Origin of the sequence: Streptomyces sp. NPDC102437 (assembly GCF_044765565.1) — a bacterium.
Taxonomy (GTDB): Bacteria; Actinomycetota; Actinomycetes; order Streptomycetales; family Streptomycetaceae; genus Streptomyces.
Genome location: NZ_JBIWKI010000073.1, coordinates 1 through 17,348, shown reverse-complemented (window position 1 = coordinate 17,348; position 17,348 = coordinate 1). Strand labels below are relative to the sequence as shown.

Sequence of the window (17,348 nt, the reverse complement as noted above, 5' to 3'; positions counted from 1 at the left end):
CGGGGCGGCCCGCGTTGGGGGGCTACGGCGGGCACCCCGCCGGGGCGGCGGGGGTTAACCAAACCCTGTCCCCCCACCCCCCCCCCCCGCCCCCGGGGGCCCCCCCCCCCCCGGCCCCCCCCCCCCGACTGCACAAGTACTGCGGGTTCTGCGCTCAGCCCTTGTCGGACTTGAGAGCCTCCATCGCGCGCTCGGTCACATCGGTGACCTTGCCGAGCGCGGAGATGGTGACCACCAGGTTCTGGGCCCGGTAGTAGTCGATGATCGGCTCGGTCTGCGTGTGGTAGACCTCCAGCCGGGTGCGCACCGTCTCCTCGGTGTCGTCGTCGCGCTGGTACAGCTCGCCGCCGCAGACGTCGCAGACGCCCTCGGCCTTCGGCGGGTTGTACGTCACGTGGAAGACGTGCGAGCCGTCGTTGCGGCAGATACGGCGGCCGGCGATGCGCTTGACCACCTCGTCCTCGGGGACTTCGAGGTCCAGGACCGCGTCGAGCTTGGTGCCCTCGTCCTTCAGCATGGCGTCAAGAGCCTCGGCCTGACCCACGTTGCGCGGGAAGCCGTCCAGCAGGAAGCCGTTCTCGGCGTCCGGCTGGGACATGCGGTCCTTGGCCATCCCGATGGTGACCTCGTCCGGGACCAACTTGCCTGCGTCCATGAAGGAGCGGGCCTGCTTGCCAAGGTCGGTGCCCTGGCTGATGTTGGCACGGAAGAGGTCGCCCGTGGAGATCTGTGGAATCGACAGGTTCTTGGCAAGGTACGCAGCCTGCGTTCCCTTGCCGGCACCGGGCGGCCCGACGAGGACGATTCGCATCAGCGGAGGAACCCTTCGTAATTGCGCTGCTGGAGCTGACTCTCGATCTGCTTCACGGTCTCCAGACCCACACCCACGATGATCAGGATGCTTGTCCCGCCGAACGGGAAGTTCTGGTTAGCGCCGCCGAAGCCTGCCAACGCCATCGTCGGCACAAGAGCGATCAGACCCAGGTACAGCGAGCCCGGCCAAGTGATCCTGTTGAGCACGTAGCTCAGGTACTCGGCAGTAGGTCGACCAGCCCGGATACCCGGGATGAACCCACCATACTTCTTCATGTTGTCGGCGACTTCCTCGGGGTTGAACGAAATCGCCACATAGAAGAAGGCGAAGAAAACGATCAACAGGAAGTACGCCGTGATGTAGTACGGGTGGTCGCCCTTGACGAAGTTGTCCTTGATCCATGTCGCCCAGCCCGCAGTGGAGTTGGAGAACTGGACGATCAGGGCAGGGATGTAGAGCAGCGAAGAAGCGAAGATGACGGGAATCACACCCGCCTGATTGACCTTCAGCGGAATGTACGTCGAGGTACCGCCGTACGACCTGCGGCCGATCATGCGCTTCGCGTACTGCACCGGGATACGGCGCTGGGCCTGCTCGACGAAGACGACGAGGCCCACCATCACGAAGCCGATCAGGATGACGGTGCCGAACTCGATCCAGCCGTCGGCCAGCTTGCCGCTGGTCTTGATGGCCCACAGGGCGCCGGGGAAGCTGGCGGCGATCGAGATGAACATCAGGATCGACATGCCGTTGCCGATGCCGCGGTCGGTGATGAGCTCACCGAGCCACATGACGGCCGCGGTGCCCGCGGTCATCGTGATGACCATCACGATGGTCGTGAAGATCGACTGGTTCGGCACGATCTGGTCGGCGACCGGGCAGCCGCTGAAGAGGGCGCCGCTGGTGGCGGTGGCCACCAGGCCGGTGCCCTGGAGGATGGCGAGCGCGACGGTCAGATAACGCGTGTACTGCGTGATCTTCGCCTGGCCGGACTGCCCCTCCTTCTTGAGCGCCTCGAGTCGGGGAATGACCACGGTCAGCAGCTGAAGAATGATGCTGGCCGTGATGTACGGCATGATGCCGAGCGCGAAGATCGTGATCTGCAGCAGTGCACCACCGCTGAACATGTTCACCAGGCCGAAGAGGCTGTTGTTGCCCTTGCTGGCCTGATCAACACAGGTCTGGACGTTCTCGTAGCTCACTCCCGGTACCGGGATGTGTGCCCCGAGCCGGTAGAGCACGATGATGCCGAGCGTGAAGAGCAGCTTCTTGCGCAGGTCGGGCGTCTTGAACGCCCGGGCGAACGCGGTGAGCACGGTGCCTCCTGCGACCCCCGCGCAAAGCGTAGAGGTGACGGTCTTGAGGATCGACGAATACGTAAAAGTCAAAGTCCCCGGGGCGGGTGCCCAGAGGGGTACCACACAACAACGCACGCCACCTTACCGGCGACCATGCCCCCCTAGGAACGACCAACCGGGGATGCCCCAAATAAGAGGCATCCCCGGTCGGATGTTCAGGCCATCGAGTTGTCTCAGACGAGCTCGGTGACGGTGCCGCCGGCGGCGGCAATCTTCTCCTTGGCGGAGCCGGAGACGGCGTCAACCGAAACCTGCAGCGCCACGGAGATCTCGCCCTGTCCGAGGACCTTGACGAGGTGGTTGTTGCGCACCGCACCCTTGGCGACCAGGTCGGCCACGGTGACCTCTCCACCCTCGGGGTAGAGCGTCGCGAGCTTGTCCAGGTTCACGACCTGGTACTCGGTGCGGAACGGGTTCTTGAAGCCCTTGAGCTTCGGGAGACGCATGTGGAGGGGCATCTGCCCACCCTCGAAGCGCTCCGGAACCTGGTAACGGGCCTTGGTGCCCTTGGTGCCACGACCGGCGGTCTTACCCTTGGACGCCTCACCACGACCCACACGGGTCTTGGCGGTCTTGGCGCCCGGGGCGGGCCGGAGGTCATGGGCCTTCAGCGGCTTGTTCTCCGCCATGTCAGTCGACCTCCTCAACCGTCACGAGGTGGCGCACGGTGTGAGCCATGCCGCGGAACTCGGGACGGTCCTCCTTGACGACCACGTCGTTCAGGCGCTTGAGCCCGAGCGAACGCAGGGTGTCACGGTGGTTCTGCTTGCTGCCGATGTACGACTTCGTCTGCGTGATCTTGAGGCGAGCCATTACGCACCCGCTCCCGCACGCGCACGAAGCAGAGCCGCGGGGGCGACGTCCTCGAGCGGCAGACCGCGGCGGGCCGCGATCTCCTCGGGACGCTGCAGGCCCTTGAGGGCCTCCACGGTCGCGTGCACGATGTTGATCGCGTTGTCGGAGCCGAGCGACTTCGACAGGATGTCGTGAACGCCGGCGCACTCCAGAACGGCGCGCACCGGGCCACCGGCGATAACACCGGTACCGGGGGAAGCAGGCTTCAGCAGGACGACGCCCGCAGCCTTCTCGCCCTGGATCGGGTGAGGAATGGTGCCCTGGATGCGCGGAACCTTGAAGAAGTTCTTCTTGGCTTCCTCGACACCCTTGGCGATGGCCGCGGGAACTTCCTTGGCCTTGCCGTAACCGACACCGACGGTGCCGTCACCATCGCCCACCACGACCAGCGCGGTGAAGCTGAAGCGACGACCACCCTTCACAACCTTGGCGACGCGGTTGATCGCGACAACGCGCTCAACGTACGCGGTCTTCTCGGCGGCAGCTGCGCCGCCGTCACGGCCCTTCCGGTCCCGCCGCTCGCCGCCACCGGCACCGCTTCCGCGGCGCTGGGGTCCAGCCATTGGATTTACCTCTCTCTGTTACGTCCGCTGTGCGTAGGAACCGGGCTCAGAACTTCAGACCGGCTTCACGGGCGGCGTCAGCCAGAGCGGCAATCCGCCCGGCGTACTGGTTACCACCGCGGTCAAACACGACGGCCTCGACGCCTGCGGCCTTGGCGCGCTCAGCGACCAGGGCGCCGACCTGCTTGGCCTGGGTGCTCTTGTCGCCCTCGCCACCACGGATGGAAGCGTCCAGGGTCGACGCCGACGCGAGCGTGTGGCCCGCGATGTCGTCGATGACCTGAGCCACCATGTGGCGGTTGGACCGCGTCACGACCAAGCGCGGACGCTCCGGCGAACCGGAGATGTGCTTGCGGACGCGGATGTGGCGACGCTTGAGGGCGGCACGCTTGTAGGCGTCGCCCTTGGCGATCTTCACGCCGTATGCCATGGCTACTTACCAGCCTTTCCGACCTTGCGGCGGATGACCTCGCCGGCGTACTTGACGCCCTTGGCCTTGTACGGGTCAGGCTTCCGCAGCTTGCGGATCTTGGCCGCGGTCTCGCCGACCTTCTGCTTGTCGATGCCCTCGACGGAGAACTTCGTGGGGGACTCCACCTTGAAGGTGATGCCCTCCGGGGCCTCGATCAGGATCGGGTGGCTGTAGCCCAGGGCGAACTCCAGGTTGGAGCCCTTCGCCTGGACGCGGTAACCGACACCACTGATCTCGAGCGCCTTGGTGTATCCCTGGGTCACACCGGTGATCATGTTCGCCACCAGCGTGCGGGACAGGCCGTGAAGGGCCTTGTTCTGACGCTCGTCGTTCGGGCGGGTGACGCTGAGGAAGCCGTCCTCACCCTTGGTGACCTCGATCGGCGACGCGACGGTGTGCGTGAGGGTGCCCTTGGGCCCCTTCACCGCGACCGTGCGGCCATCGATGGTGACGTCCACACCGGCGGGAACCTGGATGGGGAGCTTGCCGATTCGCGACATGAGCTATTCCTCCGTTCCCGACTACCAGACGTAGGCGAGGACTTCCCCACCTACGCCCTTCTTGCTGGCCTGCTGGCCGGTCAGGAGACCGTGGGACGTGGAGATGATCGCCACGCCCAGGCCGCCGAGGACCTTCGGCAGGTTGGTGGACTTTGCGTATACACGCAGACCCGGCTTCGAGATTCGCTTGATGCCGGCGATCGAGCGCTCGCGGTTCGGGCCGAACTTCAGCTCGAGGACGAGGTTCTTGCCGACCTCGGCGTCCTCGACCTTCCAGCCGGTGATGAAGCCCTCCTGCTGGAGGATCTCCGCGATGTGCGACTTGATCTTGCTGTGCGGCATCACGACGGAGTCGTGGTATGCCGAGTTCGCGTTACGCAGACGCGTGAGCATGTCTGCGATGGGATCAGTCATGGTCATGAATTGGCCTTCGGCCTCTCTCGCCGGGGTTTCCTGTATGCGCCATCCCTCTCCCCACTCAGAGGCAGGACGGGTGCGGTGCGGGGACCTACGGCGTAGTAAGTCGGTCTTGGGCGGCAGGCGCCCAACCCCACAAGCCTACGGCATGTGAGGGCGGGCTCCTGCCGACCAGATGCTTACCGAGAGCTTCCGTCAATTCCCAACGCCCGGAGGGCGAAGGAGAATTACCAGGAGCTCTTGGTCACGCCCGGCAGCTCGCCACGGTGAGCCATCTCACGAAGGCACACGCGGCACAGGCCGAACTTGCGGTAGACGGAGTGGGGCCGGCCGCAGCGCTGGCAGCGGGTGTACCCGCGAACGCCGAACTTCGGCTTACGGGCGGCCTTAGCGATCAGAGCCTTCTTCGCCACGGTCAGTTCTCCTTGAACGGGAAGCCGAGGTGACGAAGGAGGGCACGACCCTCGTCGTCGTTGGTCGCCGTGGTGACCACGGTGATGTCCATGCCCCGGACCCGGTCGATCTTGTCCTGGTCGATCTCGTGGAACATGACCTGCTCCGTGAGACCGAAGGTGTAGTTGCCACGGCCGTCGAACTGCTTCGGCGACAGACCACGGAAGTCACGGATACGCGGCAGCGCGAGCGACAGCGTACGGTCCAGGAACTCCCACATGCGGTCACCACGGAGGGTGACGTGGCAGCCGATCGGCTGACCCTCGCGCAGCTTGAACTGCGCGATGGACTTGCGGGCCTTGGTCACGGCCGGCTTCTGACCGGTGATCGTGGTGAGGTCGCGCACGGCGCCGTCGATCAGCTTGGAGTCGCGGGCGGCGTCGCCCACACCCATGTTGACCACGATCTTGACCAGACCGGGGATCTGCATGACGTTCTCGTACGAGAACTCCTCACGCAGCTTGCCGGAGATTTCCTCGCGGTACTTCGTCTTCAGACGCGGAGTGGTGGTGGTAGCCATCAGATGTCCTCACCCGTCCGCTTGGCAACGCGGATCTTGTTGCCTTCGTCGTCGAAGCGGTAACCGACGCGCGTGACGACCTTGTTGCCGTCCTTCTCCACGACGAGCTGAACGTTGCTCACGTGGATGGGGGCCTCGGTCGTGACGATGCCACCGGTCTGCGAACCGCGAGCGGTCTGACCGGCCTTGGTGTGCTTCTTGACCCGGTTGACACCCTCGACGAGGACTCGGTCCTGAGCGGGGTAGGCCACGATGACCTTGCCCTGCTTGCCCTTGTCCTTACCGGTGATGACCTGAACCAGGTCGCCCTTCTTGATCTTCATGCTTACAGCACCTCCGGCGCGAGCGAGATGATCTTCATGAACTTCTTCTCGCGCAGTTCCCGGCCCACCGGGCCGAAGATGCGGGTGCCGCGGGGGTCACCGTCGTTCTTCAGAATGACGGCGGCGTTCTCGTCGAAGCGGATGTACGAGCCATCCTGACGGCGACGCTCCTTGACGGTGCGAACGATGACGGCCTTGACGACGTCACCCTTCTTCACGTTGCCACCGGGGATCGCGTCCTTGACGGTGGCGACGATGACGTCACCGATGCCCGCGTAGCGGCGACCCGAACCACCGAGAACACGGATGGTGAGGATTTCCTTCGCACCCGTGTTGTCGGCGACGCGAAGTCGCGACTCCTGCTGGATCACGTCTATCTCCTGATCGTCTGCCGGTTCCCGGCGGGGGCCGCTCCGTCACCGGAACGAGCCCCCGCCGAGCCTGGCGGAACTTGCCTGAGGGGAATGCCCCTCAGGAATTACTTGGCCTTCTCGAGGATCTCGACGACGCGCCACCGCTTCGTGGCGGACAGCGGCCGGGTCTCCATCAGGAGGACGCGGTCGCCGACGCCGGCGGCGTTCTGCTCGTCGTGCGCCTTGAGCTTGTTCGTACGGCGGATGACCTTGCCGTACAGCGCGTGCTTGACACGGTCCTCGACAGCGACGACGACGGTCTTGTCCATCTTGTCGCTGACGACCAGACCCTCACGGGTCTTGCGGAAACCGCGGTCGGTGTTCGTCTCAGTCACAGTCTTCTCGCTCATCAGACGCTCTCCACCGTCTCGATGCCCAGCTCGCGCTCGCGCATCAGGGTGTAGATCCGGGCGATGTCCTTACGGACGGACTTGAGCCGACCGTGGTTTTCGAGCTGCCCGGTCGCCGCCTGGAAGCGGAGGTTGAACAGCTCTTCCTTGGCCTCGCGGAGCTTGTTGAGCAGCTCCTCGTTGCCCAGCTCGCGCAGCTCGGACGCCTTGGTTCCGGCCGACATCACGCCTCACCTGCCTCGCGCCGAACGATGCGGCACTTCATCGGAAGCTTGTGAGCAGCGCGGGTGAGCGCCTCACGAGCAATCTTCTCGTTCGGGTAGGACAGCTCGAACATCACGCGACCCGGCTTGACGTTCGCGATCCACCACTCGGGAGAACCCTTACCGGAACCCATGCGGGTCTCGGCCGGCTTCTTCGTCAGGGGACGGTCCGGGTAGATGTTGATCCAGACCTTGCCGCCACGCTTGATGTGGCGGGTCATCGCGATACGAGCTGCCTCGATCTGGCGGTTCGTCACGTACGCCGGGGTCAGCGCCTGGATGCCGTACTCGCCGAACGCAACCTGCGTGCCACCCTTGGACATACCGCTGCGCTTCGGGTGGTGCTGCTTGCGGTGCTTGACCCTACGGGGGATCAGCATTTCGGTCAGGCCTCCGTTCCGGTGCTCTCGGCAGCCGGAGCGGCAGCGGCGGGAGCCTCGGCCTTGGGGGCCTCGGTCTGAGCCGACTGCTGCTGCGGCTTGCGACCGCGACCGCCACGCTCGCCACCGCGGCCACCACGGCCGGCCGGGCGGTCAGCGCCGCCACGGGCCGGGCGGTTGCCTGCGCGGGCAGCGGCGTTCTCGGCGCGGACCTCGGCGATGTTCTTGACGTCGCCCTTGTAGATCCAGACCTTCACGCCGATGCGGCCGAAGGTCGTCTTGGCCTCGAAGAAGCCGTAGTCGACGTTCGCGCGGAGCGTGTGCAGGGGCACACGGCCCTCGCGGTAGAACTCCGAGCGGGACATCTCGGCGCCGCCGAGGCGGCCACCGCACTGGATCTTGATGCCCTTGGCGCCGGCCTTCATCGAGCTCTGCATGCTCTTGCGCATGGCCCGACGGAAGGAGACGCGGGAGGAGAGCTGCTCGGCGACGGCCTGGGCCACCAGCTGAGCGTCCACCTCGGGGTTCTTGACCTCGAGGATGTTCAGCTGGACCTGCTTGCCGGTCAGCTTCTCCAGCTCGCCACGGATGCGGTCGGCCTCGGCGCCGCGGCGGCCGATGACGATGCCCGGGCGGGCGGTGTGGATGTCAACGCGGACGCGGTCGCGGGTGCGCTCGATCTCGACCTTCGAGATGCCGGCCCGCTCCATGCCCTTCGTCATCATGCGACGAATGGCGACGTCTTCCTTGACGTAGTCCTTGTACAGCTTGTCGGCGTACCAACGGGACTTGAAGTCCGTGGTAATGCCGAGCCGGAACCCGTGCGGGTTTACCTTCTGGCCCATTACCGGGTTCCTTCCTTGCTGCTGACGACCACGGTGATGTGGCTGGTCCGCTTACGGATCCGGTAGGCACGGCCCTGAGCACGCGGACGGAACCGCTTCAGGGTCGGGCCCTCGTCCACGTACGCCTCGCTGATGACCAGCGAAGAGGCGTCGGTGTGGTCGTAGTTGTGTGCGGCGTTGGCGATGGCGCTGTCCAGCACCTTGCCAACCGGCACGCTCGCGGCCTGCGGGGCGAAACGCAGGACCGCCTGAGCCTCCGTGGCATCCATGCCACGGATGAGGTCCACCACGCGGCGGGCCTTCATGGGCGTGACGCGGATGTACCGCGCCTGGGCCCTGGCTTCCATGGTTGTCCCTTCGGTGTAAGTCATAGTCGTTTCCACCCCGCGGTTAGCGGCGCTTCGACTTCCGGTCGTCCTTGACGTGGCCGCGGAAGGTGCGAGTCGGCGAGAACTCGCCGAGCTTGTGGCCGACCATCGACTCGGTGACGAACACCGGGACGTGGATCTTGCCGTTGTGCACCGCGATGGTGTGACCCAGCATGGCCGGGACGATCATCGAGCGACGGGACCAGGTCTTGATGACGTTCTTGGTGCCTGCCTCGTTCTGAACTTCCACCTTCTTGATGAGGTGGCCGTCGACGAAGGGCCCCTTCTTGAGACTGCGCGGCATCTAAACCCGCTCCTAGCGCTTCTTGTTCGTCTTGCGGCGGCGGACGATGTACTTGTTCGATGCCTTCTTCGGCGAACGAGTACGACCCTCCTTCTGACCCCACGGCGAGACCGGGTGGCGACCACCGGAGGTCTTGCCTTCACCACCACCGTGCGGGTGGTCAACCGGGTTCATCGCGACACCGCGGACGGTCGGGCGAACGCCCTTCCAGCGCATGCGGCCGGCCTTGCCCCAGTTGATGTTCGACTGCTCGGCGTTGCCGACCTCACCGATGGTGGCGCGGCAGCGGGCGTCGACCAGGCGGATCTCACCCGACGGCATACGAAGGTGGGCCATGGTGCCCTCCTTCGCCAGCAGCTGCACGGAGGCACCCGCGGAACGGGCGAACTTCGCGCCGCCGCCGGGCCGCAGCTCGATGGCGTGGATGGTCGTACCGACCGGGATGTTACGCAGCGCCAGGTTGTTGCCGGGCTTGATGTCGGCGGCCGGGCCGTTCTCGACACGGTCGCCCTGCGCCAGGCCACGCGGCGCGATGATGTAGCGCTTCTCGCCGTCCGCGTAGTGCAGGAGCGCGATGCGCGCGGTGCGGTTGGGGTCGTACTCGATGTGCGCGACCTTGGCCGGCACGCCGTCCTTGTCGTGACGACGGAAGTCGATCACTCGGTAGGCGCGCTTGTGGCCACCGCCCTGGTGGCGAACGGTCACACGACCGGCGTTGTTACGGCCGCCCTTGCTGTGCAGGGGGCGGACCAGCGACTTCTCCGGCGTGGACCGCGTGATCTCGACAAAGTCGGCGACGCTGGAGCCACGACGGCCCGGGGTCGTCGGCTTGTACTTGCGGATACCCATTTCTCAGTCCTCGTCCGATTCCGGACGACTCGACCTCCGTCAGGAGGTCGGGCCGCCGAAGATGTCGATACGGTCGCCCTCGGCGAGGGTCACGATGGCGCGCTTGGTGTCAGCGCGCTTGCCGAAACCGGTGCGGGTGCGCTTGCGCTTGCCCTGCCGGTTGATCGTGTTGACCCCGGTGACCTTGACCGAGAAGACCGCTTCCACGGCCTGCTTGATCTGGGTCTTGTTGGAGCCGGGCGCGACGATGAACGTGTACTTGTTCTCGTCGAGCAGCGCGTAGCTCTTCTCGGAAACGACCGGCTTGACGAGAACGTCGCGCGGGTCCGAGTAGGTCTTGCTGGTAACGGTCGCCTCGCTCATCAGGCGTCGCTCCCTTCGGTCTCAGCGGTCTGGGGGCCAGACACGAAGGACTCGAGGGCGGCCTGGGTGAAGACCACGTCGTCAGAGACGATCACGTCGTACGTGTTCAGCTGGCCCGGCTCCAGGATGTGCACCTGGGGCAGGTTGCGGGCGGACAGCCACGCGGCCTCGTCGGCACGCTCGACGACCAGGAGCAGGTTCTTGCGCTCCGAGATCTTGCCGAACAGCGTCTTGGCGGCCTTCGTGGAGACTGCACCGTCGACCACGCCGGTGACGACGTGGATGCGGGAGTGACGGGCCCGGTCGGAGAGGGCACCACGCAGGGCGGCGGCCTTCATCTTCTTCGGGGTCCGCTGCGAGTAGTCACGCGGCTGCGGGCCGTGGACGACGCCACCGCCGGCGAACTGCGGCGCACGGGTCGAACCCTGGCGCGCGCGGCCGGTGCCCTTCTGGCGGTACGGCTTGCGGCCACCACCACGGACTTCGCCGCGGGTCTTGGTCTTGTGCGTGCCCTGACGGGCAGCTGCCAGCTGTGCGACGACGACCTGGTGGATCAGCGGAACGCTGGTCTTCGCGTCGAAGATCTCCGCGGGGAGCTCGACGGTACCGGCCTTGTCGCCTGCCGGCGAAAGGATGTCAATGGTGCTCATTACCTCAAGCCCCCTTGGCCGCGGTACGGACCAGGACGAGGCCGCCGTTCGGACCGGGGACTGCGCCCTTGATGAGGAGCAGACCCTTCTCCGCGTCAACCGCGTGGATGGTCAGGTTCTGGGTGGTGACACGCTCGTTGCCCATGCGACCCGCCATGCGCATGCCCTTGAAGACACGGCCGGGGGTGGCACAGCCACCGATGGAGCCGGGCATGCGGTGCACACGGTGGGCACCGTGGGACGCCTTGCCACCCTTGAAGTTGTGACGCTTCATCACACCGGCGAAGCCCTTGCCCTTGCTCTTGCCCGTGACGTCAACCTTGACGCCGGACTCGAACACCTCGGCAGTGACCTCCTGGCCCAGCGTGTACTCGCTGGCGTCAGGGGTGCGGAGCTCCACCAGGTGGCGGCGCGGGGTGACGTCGGCCTTGGCGAAGTGGCCCTTGAGGGGCTTGTTCACCTTGCGGGGGTCGATCTCGCCGAAGGCGATCTGGACTGCCTCGTAGCCGTCGTTGTCGTTGGTGCGGACCTGGGTGACGACGCAGGGCCCGGCCTTGACGACGGTCACCGGGACGACCCGGTTGTTCTCGTCCCAGACCTGGGTCATGCCGAGCTTCTCGCCCAGGACGCCCTTAATGTTCTTAGCCATCTCGCGCGTCACCTCAGAGCTTGATCTCGATGTCGACGCCCGCCGGCAGGTCGAGACGCATCAGCGAGTCAACCGTCTTCGGCGTGGGGTCGAGGATGTCGATGAGGCGCTTGTGCGTGCGCATCTCGAAGTGCTCGCGCGAGTCCTTGTACTTGTGCGGCGACTTGATGACGCAGTACACGTTCTTCTCAGTGGGCAGCGGCACCGGGCCCGCGACCGACGCACCAGTGCGGGTCACCGTCTCGACGATCTTCTTCGCCGAGGAGTCGATGACCTCGTGGTCGTAGGCCTTGAGCCGGATGCGGATCTTCTGTCCCGCCATGGCTACTAGTAGTCCTGTCTCTCATAACGCCCTGGAACCCGGGGGTTCTAATGACTCCACCTCCGACCCACGCGGTCGGGCGTGTCGCATCCCCTCTACGCAGATCTCCCGAAGGATTTCCCAACCAAGGGGGTGCGGGCCCGAGGACCGCAGGACCGGGGGCGAAACACCCACCGGGTGCCTGGCCGGTGCCCCACTGACGCTTCCCGGAAGATTCCCGTACGTCCGACCCGAGGGGTCGACGAGTACTGTGGGACTCGCTTCCGGTCCTCCCGGCGGGAGGCGCGCAGCATTGACACTCAACCGAGCAACCTGGTCAGTGTGCCATACGGGGCGTGAGCCTGGCCAATCGGGCCGAGGATCTTACCTCGCGTGGTCGCTCGGTCAAACGCGGGCGCGCAGCGGGAACCGTGCCGGGCGGTCCCCACCCTAAGACCGACCGGCAGCTGGGGTGCGGCGTCGCGGGGCCGGGAACGCGCTAATTCGGTCGAACGGTCCGCACCCCCGTGCCTACAGTGACCGGCCGGGCAAGCCGTCGTCACCAGGGGCATCGATCATGCGTACGCACTATCCGCGCACCGCCCATCTGCCCTGGTCCCCCGGGGCCACCTCGGACGACGTGCGGATCGCCGGTCTCGCCGCGCTGACCGGCCGCGAGGTCGTCGTCACCGAGAAGCTGGACGGCGAGAACACCACGCTCTACGCCGACGGGCTCCACGCCCGCTCACTGGACTCCGCCCACCACCCCTCGCGGGGCTGGGTGAAGGCGCTCCAGGGACGGGTCGGGGCGCGGATCCCCGAGGGGTGGCGGGTGTGCGGCGAGAACATGTTCGCGCGCCACTCGATCCCCTACGAGGAGCTGGAGAGCTTCTTCTACGGCTTCTCCGTCTGGGACGGGGAGTGCTGCCTGGACTGGGACCGGACCGTGGCGTTCCTGCGGGACCTGGGGATACCGGTGCCGCCGGTGCTGTGGCGCGGCGTGTTCGACGCCCGCGCCGAGAAGGCGCTGCGGGCGCTGAAGCTCGACACCGGCCGGCAGGAGGGTTACGTCGTGCGGCCCGCGGACGGTTTCGGCGCGGCGGACTTCCGGCGCCTGGTGGCCAAGTGGGTGCGGCCCGGACACGTACGGACCGATACACACTGGATGCACGCCGCCGTCGTGGAGAACGGGCTCGGCCCGGCCGCCGCCCTGTGGGCCGTACGGTCCGGGGCCCCGGCCGACGCGGCGGCGCTGGCCGCCGCCACCGGCACGGACGCGGGGGACGCCGGGGCCGCCGCCGCGATGGGCGACGCCCTGGACGCGGCGGGCCGGACGGGCGAGGACCGGCTGACCGGGGTGCTCGCCGCGCTGCTGCACCGCTCCCGCCGCGCCGCGCTCGCGCCCGCGCTGGCCCCCGCGCTCGGGATGCCGCTCGCCCGGCGCGTCGCGGACCTCGTCGGACTGCACCCCGGGCTGCACCGCCCGTACCCGGACGAGGAACGGCGCACAGGGCTGGTCCGGATGTCGTTCGCCGCCGATCTGCCGCTGCTGCACGCGCTGGCCGCCACGGTCGCGGACACGGCCGTGGCGCGCGAGCAGGTGGAGTGGTCGGCGCTGCACGCGGAGGACGTGAGCGAACCGGCCGGGCTGCGGGAGGCGTTCGCGGATCTGGCACCGGACGCCGCCGACCGCTGTCTGGCGCAGGCCCGTGAGGCGTACGCCCTGGGCCGGGTCACCACCGCCGAGGAGGCCGTCGCCGCGACCTGGCGCTGGCGGACCGGGGACTTCCCGCGCCTGGTCCAGCTGGTCGGCCCGTCCGGCAGCGGCAAGAGCACCTTCGCCCGCGCGCTGCCCGGCACCGACACGTACCTCTCGCTCGACGACCTGCGCCGGGCCCGGGGCTCGCGCGCCGACCAGAAGGCCAACGCGGACGTGCTGCGCGAGGGGCTCGACCGGCTGGACGCCGCGCTCACCGCGGGCTCCACGGTCGTCTGGGACGCCACCTCCCTCAACGCCCACCAGCGCTCCCTGGTGCACGCGGTGGCCCGGCGCAGGAACGCGCTGCTGACCCATGCCGTGGCGTTGGTCGACGAGACGGAGCTGATCCGCCGCAACGGGTGCCGCAACCACCCCGTACCACCCGAGGTGCTGACCGCGCAGCTGCACAGATTCGTGCCCCCGTACCCCGGCCAGGCCCACCGCACCTGGTACATCGGCGCGAGCGGAACCGTGGAGGACCGGGCGTAGGGCCTTCTGTCTGGATCAGACCAGATCGGGGAGCGGGGTCCGGTGTCGTGGATCGCAAGGCGGAGGAGGGAGCCATGGCCGGGCCATGGCGAGTGACGACAACGCCGCGAGGCGCGGCACCGGGGCACGCGAGCCCGGCATGATCCAGACGGAAGGCCCTGAATGCGTACCAGCGAGGAGATCTATCACCGGGTCCGCTGGGACTCCCGGTTCGACCCGGCGCGCTTCGTGATGGGCGTGGCGCAGCGCGGGAACGTGCCCAAGCGGGTGCCGCTGCCCCGCTTCACTCCCGGCGGGGACATCCCCTGGCACCGGGTGCTGTTCTTCGAGGCGGACGGTGAGCTGGTCTGGGACCGGTCCTCGGGCGTGGACCGGATCGGCGCGACGGAGGCCGGGCGGGTGCGCGCCCCGCGCCGGCTGCCCTCGCCGTACTTCATCTCCCGCACCCCGCACGCGTTCTCCGCGCCAAAGGCGGCCTGGACGCCCGTGCCCGAGGACGCACCGCCGCCCGAGCCGGCCTCCGGTCCGCTGACGCTGCTGACCTGGAACACCCTCTGGGACCGCTACGACAGCGACCGCATCGACACCGCCCGGCGCCGCCCGCTCCTGCTCGATGCCCTGCGCGTGGCGGACGCCGATGTCATCGCCCTCCAGGAGGCCGAACCGGCCCTGCTCGCCCTGCTGCTGGCGGCGCCCTGGGTCCGCGACGGCTACACGTTCTGGGCCGATCCGGCGGGCCGGGACGTCGCCGACTGCGGTCTGCTGCTGCTCAGCAGGGTGCCGGTGCGCGAGGCGGGCCTGCATGTACTCGGCCCGCACAAGGCGGTCGCGGCGGTCGTTGTGGACGGGCCGGACGGGCCGGTCACGGTCGCGGTGACCCACCTCAGCAGCGACCACTCGGCCGACGGCGCCGGCCGACGCGATGCCGAACTGGCCGACCTGGCAACGGGGTTGGCGGCGGTCGAGGGCGATGTGGCGCTGCTCGGCGACTTCAACGACGGCGGGGACACCCCGCAGGACCGGCTGGGGATGGCGGACGCCTGGAGCCGGGTGCACGGCGCGGACGACCGGACGCCCACCTTCGACCCGTCGGCCAACCCGCTGGCGGCGGTCTCCTCCCTGTCCGGACGGGCGTCCCGGCTGGACCGGGTCCTGGTCCGCTCGGAGCGGCTGCGCCCCGCCTCTGCGGTGCTGCTGGGCGATGTCCCCGCACCGGACGGGCTGTACGTCTCGGACCACTTCGGGGTACGCGTGGAGCTGGTCGCCGAGGTGGCGGAGGAAATCCGCACGGACGCGGCAGAGGAGGCGTGCGCGGCCGATGTCGTGCGCCGGGTGGCCGCCGCCCTGCCCGAAGGCGCTGTCCACCTGGCCGGCTCCCGGCGGATGGGCTGTGCGCTGCCCGGCGCGGACGTGGACCTGGTCGCGGCGCTGCCGGGCGCGGTGGATCTGCCGGGGGTACGGGAGCGGCTGGCCGTTGCCCTGCCGGACGCCGTCGGCCTGCGCGAGGTGACCGGTGCCCGCGTACCGGGGCTGCGCTTCGCCCTCGGCGGCCTGGACGTGGACCTGGTGACCGTGGCGACGGGCGCGCTCGACCCGGCCGAGGCGGTGGCCGGGCGCGCCGGGCTGGGCGTGGCGGCGGCCACGGCGCTCAGCGCGGTGAGCGACGCGGACGCGGTCCTCGCGGCGGCGGACCCGCACGGGGCGACGTTCACCCGGCTCGCCCGCGCGGTGAAGGCCTGGGCGCGGGCACGCGGCCTGGACTCCGCGCCGTGCGGCGGGCTGCCCGGCCTCGCCTGGTCGGTGCTGGCGGCCCGTACCGCCCACGAGTCGGGCGACCTGCCGCCGCTCCCCCTGCTCAGGCACTTCTTCGCGACCTGGGCGACCTGGGACTGGGACCGCCCGGTCGGCCCCGACACGGCCACCGACACCGGTCGGCTCCCCCTCACCGTGCTGACCCCGACCGCCCCCGTCCGCCCCTGCACCGCACAGGTCTCCTCGGCCGGCCGCGGCCTCCTCACCGAGGAGCTCTTCCGCGCCTGGGAGATCCTGGAGTCCGCCGACGACACCGGCCCCGTACCGCACACCCTGCTCTGCGCCCCGCCGCCGCTGCACGCGCAGCACACTGCCTGGGCCCTCGCCTCCGTACCTCCCGGCCCCGGCGAGGGGCGGCTGCGCGGCCGTCTCCTCGCCCTGGCCGCCGCCCTCGCCGGGGCGGGCGCCCCGGACTCCCGTATCTGGCCGCGCCCGCTCACCGCCGACGGTCTGACGGGATACGCGATCGGCCTGGGCACTACGCCGCCCGACGGGCACCGGCTGGCGGAGATCGGGGCGGAGATTCTGCGCGGCATCCCGGACGCCTCGCTGGCCCGCGTGGAACTGTCCGCGCTCCGGAGGGCCGGAGACCCGGCGTTCGCCCTTTGACGGACTGGACGGCGTCGCTTCCCGGCCACCAATCCCTCCGACCCCGCTGTGTGCCGCTTTTCCGCCTTTAAGCTTCTCGCAGGGGTTTAGGGGACAAGAGCGGGAGTGCGATCGATGACGGGCATGGCCGACTCGCCGGCCCGCAGCCCCGCCGCCTCCCGCCACGCCTTGATCTGGCGGCCCACCGCCGCGACCACGGCCGCCCCCGACTCGTCATCGGGATCGACGTCCCAGCCCGGCTCGTCCGCCCCGCCGTCGCCGCTTTCCGTACCGGTCCCATCCACGCTCATCCGTGCCCCACTTCCGCCGATGTGCATGCCGTTCTTGACCCAACCTCTGATCTCCCCGGCACGTCACCCCGGACAGCCGGGACAGCACTGGACAAGCACGGGACAATCGCCGTACGCAAGGGGCTCGTCGCTGTTCACGGTACGCATGCCCCGGCCACGCTGGGCGGCGTGAACCAACACATCACCCGAACCGAACATTCCGCTCCCGCCCGGCAGTTCACCGTGTTGCTCTCCCCCACACGCCGGGGCGCCAGGCTCGCCCGTCTCCTGGCCGTGGCACATCTGGGCGACTGGGGGATCGTCTGCGAACCGGCCGCGCACATCGTCGCCGAGCTGGCCGCCAATGCCGCCGTCCACGGCCGCGTACCCGGCCGGGACT

The 17,348-nt window shown here is 68.4% G+C and carries 25 protein-coding genes and 2 pseudogenes; 3 read left to right on the top strand and 24 right to left on the bottom strand.

Annotated features, from left to right (window positions below; translation table 11 throughout):
• Positions 1 to 154: 154 nt before the first annotated feature.
• The 23 genes from ACIRJP_RS39710 to rpsJ form a co-directional block, all read right to left on the bottom strand.
• On the bottom strand, positions 155 to 811 hold the full coding sequence (locus ACIRJP_RS39710) for an adenylate kinase (RefSeq protein WP_356087907.1): 657 nt from the start codon (positions 809 to 811) through the stop codon (positions 155 to 157).
• Positions 811 to 2,130: a preprotein translocase subunit SecY gene (gene secY, locus ACIRJP_RS39705; RefSeq protein WP_329818620.1), complete on the bottom strand. Its 1,320-nt coding sequence runs from the start codon at positions 2,128 to 2,130 to the stop codon at positions 811 to 813. The genes ACIRJP_RS39710 and secY overlap by 1 nt, the downstream gene beginning before the upstream one ends.
• A gap of 215 nt (positions 2,131 to 2,345) precedes the next feature.
• Complete coding sequence (gene rplO / locus ACIRJP_RS39700; RefSeq protein WP_018550610.1) at positions 2,346 to 2,801, bottom strand: 50S ribosomal protein L15; 456 nt, start codon at positions 2,799 to 2,801, stop codon at positions 2,346 to 2,348.
• Between the two features lies 1 nt (position 2,802).
• Positions 2,803 to 2,985, bottom strand: a complete 183-nt coding sequence (rpmD, locus tag ACIRJP_RS39695; protein WP_030914154.1) for a 50S ribosomal protein L30 — start codon at positions 2,983 to 2,985, stop codon at positions 2,803 to 2,805.
• Entirely contained in the window at positions 2,985 to 3,590 is a 606-nt protein-coding gene (rpsE, locus tag ACIRJP_RS39690) for a 30S ribosomal protein S5 (protein WP_072485533.1), read from the bottom strand. The genes rpmD and rpsE overlap by 1 nt, the downstream gene beginning before the upstream one ends.
• A 46-nt stretch (positions 3,591 to 3,636) precedes the next feature.
• A complete protein-coding gene (gene rplR / locus ACIRJP_RS39685) occupies positions 3,637 to 4,020 on the bottom strand; it encodes a 50S ribosomal protein L18 (RefSeq protein ID WP_072485534.1) in 384 nt (127 codons plus the stop codon).
• Positions 4,021 to 4,022: 2 nt separating this feature from the next.
• Positions 4,023 to 4,562: a 50S ribosomal protein L6 gene (rplF, locus tag ACIRJP_RS39680; RefSeq protein ID WP_266747962.1), complete on the bottom strand. Its 540-nt coding sequence runs from the start codon at positions 4,560 to 4,562 to the stop codon at positions 4,023 to 4,025.
• A gap of 21 nt (positions 4,563 to 4,583) precedes the next feature.
• Positions 4,584 to 4,982, bottom strand: coding sequence for a 30S ribosomal protein S8 (gene rpsH / locus ACIRJP_RS39675; RefSeq protein WP_037688013.1), 399 nt, complete (start codon positions 4,980 to 4,982; stop codon positions 4,584 to 4,586).
• A gap of 224 nt (positions 4,983 to 5,206) precedes the next feature.
• Positions 5,207 to 5,392 (bottom strand): type Z 30S ribosomal protein S14, encoded by a 186-nt coding sequence (locus ACIRJP_RS39670; protein WP_003948630.1) that lies wholly within the window; start codon positions 5,390 to 5,392, stop codon positions 5,207 to 5,209.
• Positions 5,393 to 5,394: 2 nt separating this feature from the next.
• The gene (gene rplE, locus ACIRJP_RS39665; RefSeq protein ID WP_072485537.1) at positions 5,395 to 5,952 is read right to left on the bottom strand and encodes a 50S ribosomal protein L5; all 558 of its coding nucleotides are present in this window, start codon (positions 5,950 to 5,952) and stop codon (positions 5,395 to 5,397) included.
• Positions 5,952 to 6,275 carry a 50S ribosomal protein L24 gene (gene rplX, locus ACIRJP_RS39660; protein WP_003966949.1) on the bottom strand — a complete coding sequence of 108 codons (324 nt, stop codon included), beginning with the start codon at positions 6,273 to 6,275 and terminating at the stop codon, positions 5,952 to 5,954. Before rplX ends, rplE begins: the two co-directional genes overlap by 1 nt.
• 2 nt (positions 6,276 to 6,277) lie before the next feature.
• Positions 6,278 to 6,646 carry a 50S ribosomal protein L14 gene (rplN, locus tag ACIRJP_RS39655; RefSeq protein ID WP_003966950.1) on the bottom strand — a complete coding sequence of 123 codons (369 nt, stop codon included), beginning with the start codon at positions 6,644 to 6,646 and terminating at the stop codon, positions 6,278 to 6,280.
• Between the two features lie 107 nt (positions 6,647 to 6,753).
• A complete protein-coding gene (rpsQ, locus tag ACIRJP_RS39650; protein ID WP_030977953.1) occupies positions 6,754 to 7,038 on the bottom strand; it encodes a 30S ribosomal protein S17 in 285 nt (94 codons plus the stop codon).
• Positions 7,038 to 7,262 (bottom strand): 50S ribosomal protein L29, encoded by a 225-nt coding sequence (gene rpmC / locus ACIRJP_RS39645; protein WP_014047786.1) that lies wholly within the window; start codon positions 7,260 to 7,262, stop codon positions 7,038 to 7,040. The genes rpsQ and rpmC overlap by 1 nt, the downstream gene beginning before the upstream one ends.
• Positions 7,262 to 7,681, bottom strand: a complete 420-nt coding sequence (gene rplP, locus ACIRJP_RS39640; RefSeq protein WP_072485538.1) for a 50S ribosomal protein L16 — start codon at positions 7,679 to 7,681, stop codon at positions 7,262 to 7,264. Before rplP ends, rpmC begins: the two co-directional genes overlap by 1 nt.
• 5 nt (positions 7,682 to 7,686) lie before the next feature.
• Complete coding sequence (gene rpsC, locus ACIRJP_RS39635; RefSeq protein ID WP_072485539.1) at positions 7,687 to 8,526, bottom strand: 30S ribosomal protein S3; 840 nt, start codon at positions 8,524 to 8,526, stop codon at positions 7,687 to 7,689.
• The gene (gene rplV / locus ACIRJP_RS39630) at positions 8,526 to 8,873 is read right to left on the bottom strand and encodes a 50S ribosomal protein L22 (RefSeq protein WP_004571827.1); all 348 of its coding nucleotides are present in this window, start codon (positions 8,871 to 8,873) and stop codon (positions 8,526 to 8,528) included. The genes rpsC and rplV overlap by 1 nt, the downstream gene beginning before the upstream one ends.
• Positions 8,874 to 8,916: 43 nt before the next feature.
• On the bottom strand, positions 8,917 to 9,198 hold the full coding sequence (gene rpsS / locus ACIRJP_RS39625; protein ID WP_093540761.1) for a 30S ribosomal protein S19: 282 nt from the start codon (positions 9,196 to 9,198) through the stop codon (positions 8,917 to 8,919).
• 12 nt (positions 9,199 to 9,210) lie between these two features.
• Positions 9,211 to 10,047, bottom strand: a complete 837-nt coding sequence (rplB, locus tag ACIRJP_RS39620; RefSeq protein WP_376625345.1) for a 50S ribosomal protein L2 — start codon at positions 10,045 to 10,047, stop codon at positions 9,211 to 9,213.
• A 39-nt stretch (positions 10,048 to 10,086) separates the two neighbouring features.
• Entirely contained in the window at positions 10,087 to 10,410 is a 324-nt protein-coding gene (gene rplW, locus ACIRJP_RS39615; protein WP_003966958.1) for a 50S ribosomal protein L23, read from the bottom strand.
• A complete protein-coding gene (gene rplD / locus ACIRJP_RS39610) occupies positions 10,410 to 11,060 on the bottom strand; it encodes a 50S ribosomal protein L4 (protein ID WP_266730369.1) in 651 nt (216 codons plus the stop codon). Before rplD ends, rplW begins: the two co-directional genes overlap by 1 nt.
• 4 nt (positions 11,061 to 11,064) lie before the next feature.
• The gene (gene rplC / locus ACIRJP_RS39605; RefSeq protein ID WP_072485542.1) at positions 11,065 to 11,709 is read right to left on the bottom strand and encodes a 50S ribosomal protein L3; all 645 of its coding nucleotides are present in this window, start codon (positions 11,707 to 11,709) and stop codon (positions 11,065 to 11,067) included.
• Positions 11,710 to 11,722: 13 nt separating this feature from the next.
• Positions 11,723 to 12,031, bottom strand: a complete 309-nt coding sequence (gene rpsJ / locus ACIRJP_RS39600; RefSeq protein ID WP_003948644.1) for a 30S ribosomal protein S10 — start codon at positions 12,029 to 12,031, stop codon at positions 11,723 to 11,725.
• Between the two features lie 556 nt (positions 12,032 to 12,587).
• Between rpsJ and ACIRJP_RS39595 the strand changes: the two genes are divergently transcribed.
• Both ACIRJP_RS39595 and ACIRJP_RS39590 read left to right on the top strand, forming a co-directional pair.
• Complete coding sequence (locus ACIRJP_RS39595) at positions 12,588 to 14,258, top strand: RNA ligase family protein (protein WP_404185627.1); 1,671 nt, start codon at positions 12,588 to 12,590, stop codon at positions 14,256 to 14,258.
• A 162-nt stretch (positions 14,259 to 14,420) separates the two neighbouring features.
• Positions 14,421 to 16,679, top strand: a complete 2,259-nt coding sequence (locus ACIRJP_RS39590; protein WP_404185624.1) for a poly(A) polymerase — start codon at positions 14,421 to 14,423, stop codon at positions 16,677 to 16,679.
• 131 nt (positions 16,680 to 16,810) lie between these two features.
• On the opposite strand, the pseudogene ACIRJP_RS39585 reads toward ACIRJP_RS39590, so the two are convergent.
• Positions 16,811 to 16,969, bottom strand: a pseudogene (locus ACIRJP_RS39585) (transcriptional regulator); the annotation flags it as partial.
• A 168-nt stretch (positions 16,970 to 17,137) separates the two neighbouring features.
• Between ACIRJP_RS39585 and ACIRJP_RS39580 the strand changes: the two are divergent.
• Positions 17,138 to 17,348: pseudogene (locus ACIRJP_RS39580) on the top strand (ATP-binding protein); the annotation flags it as partial.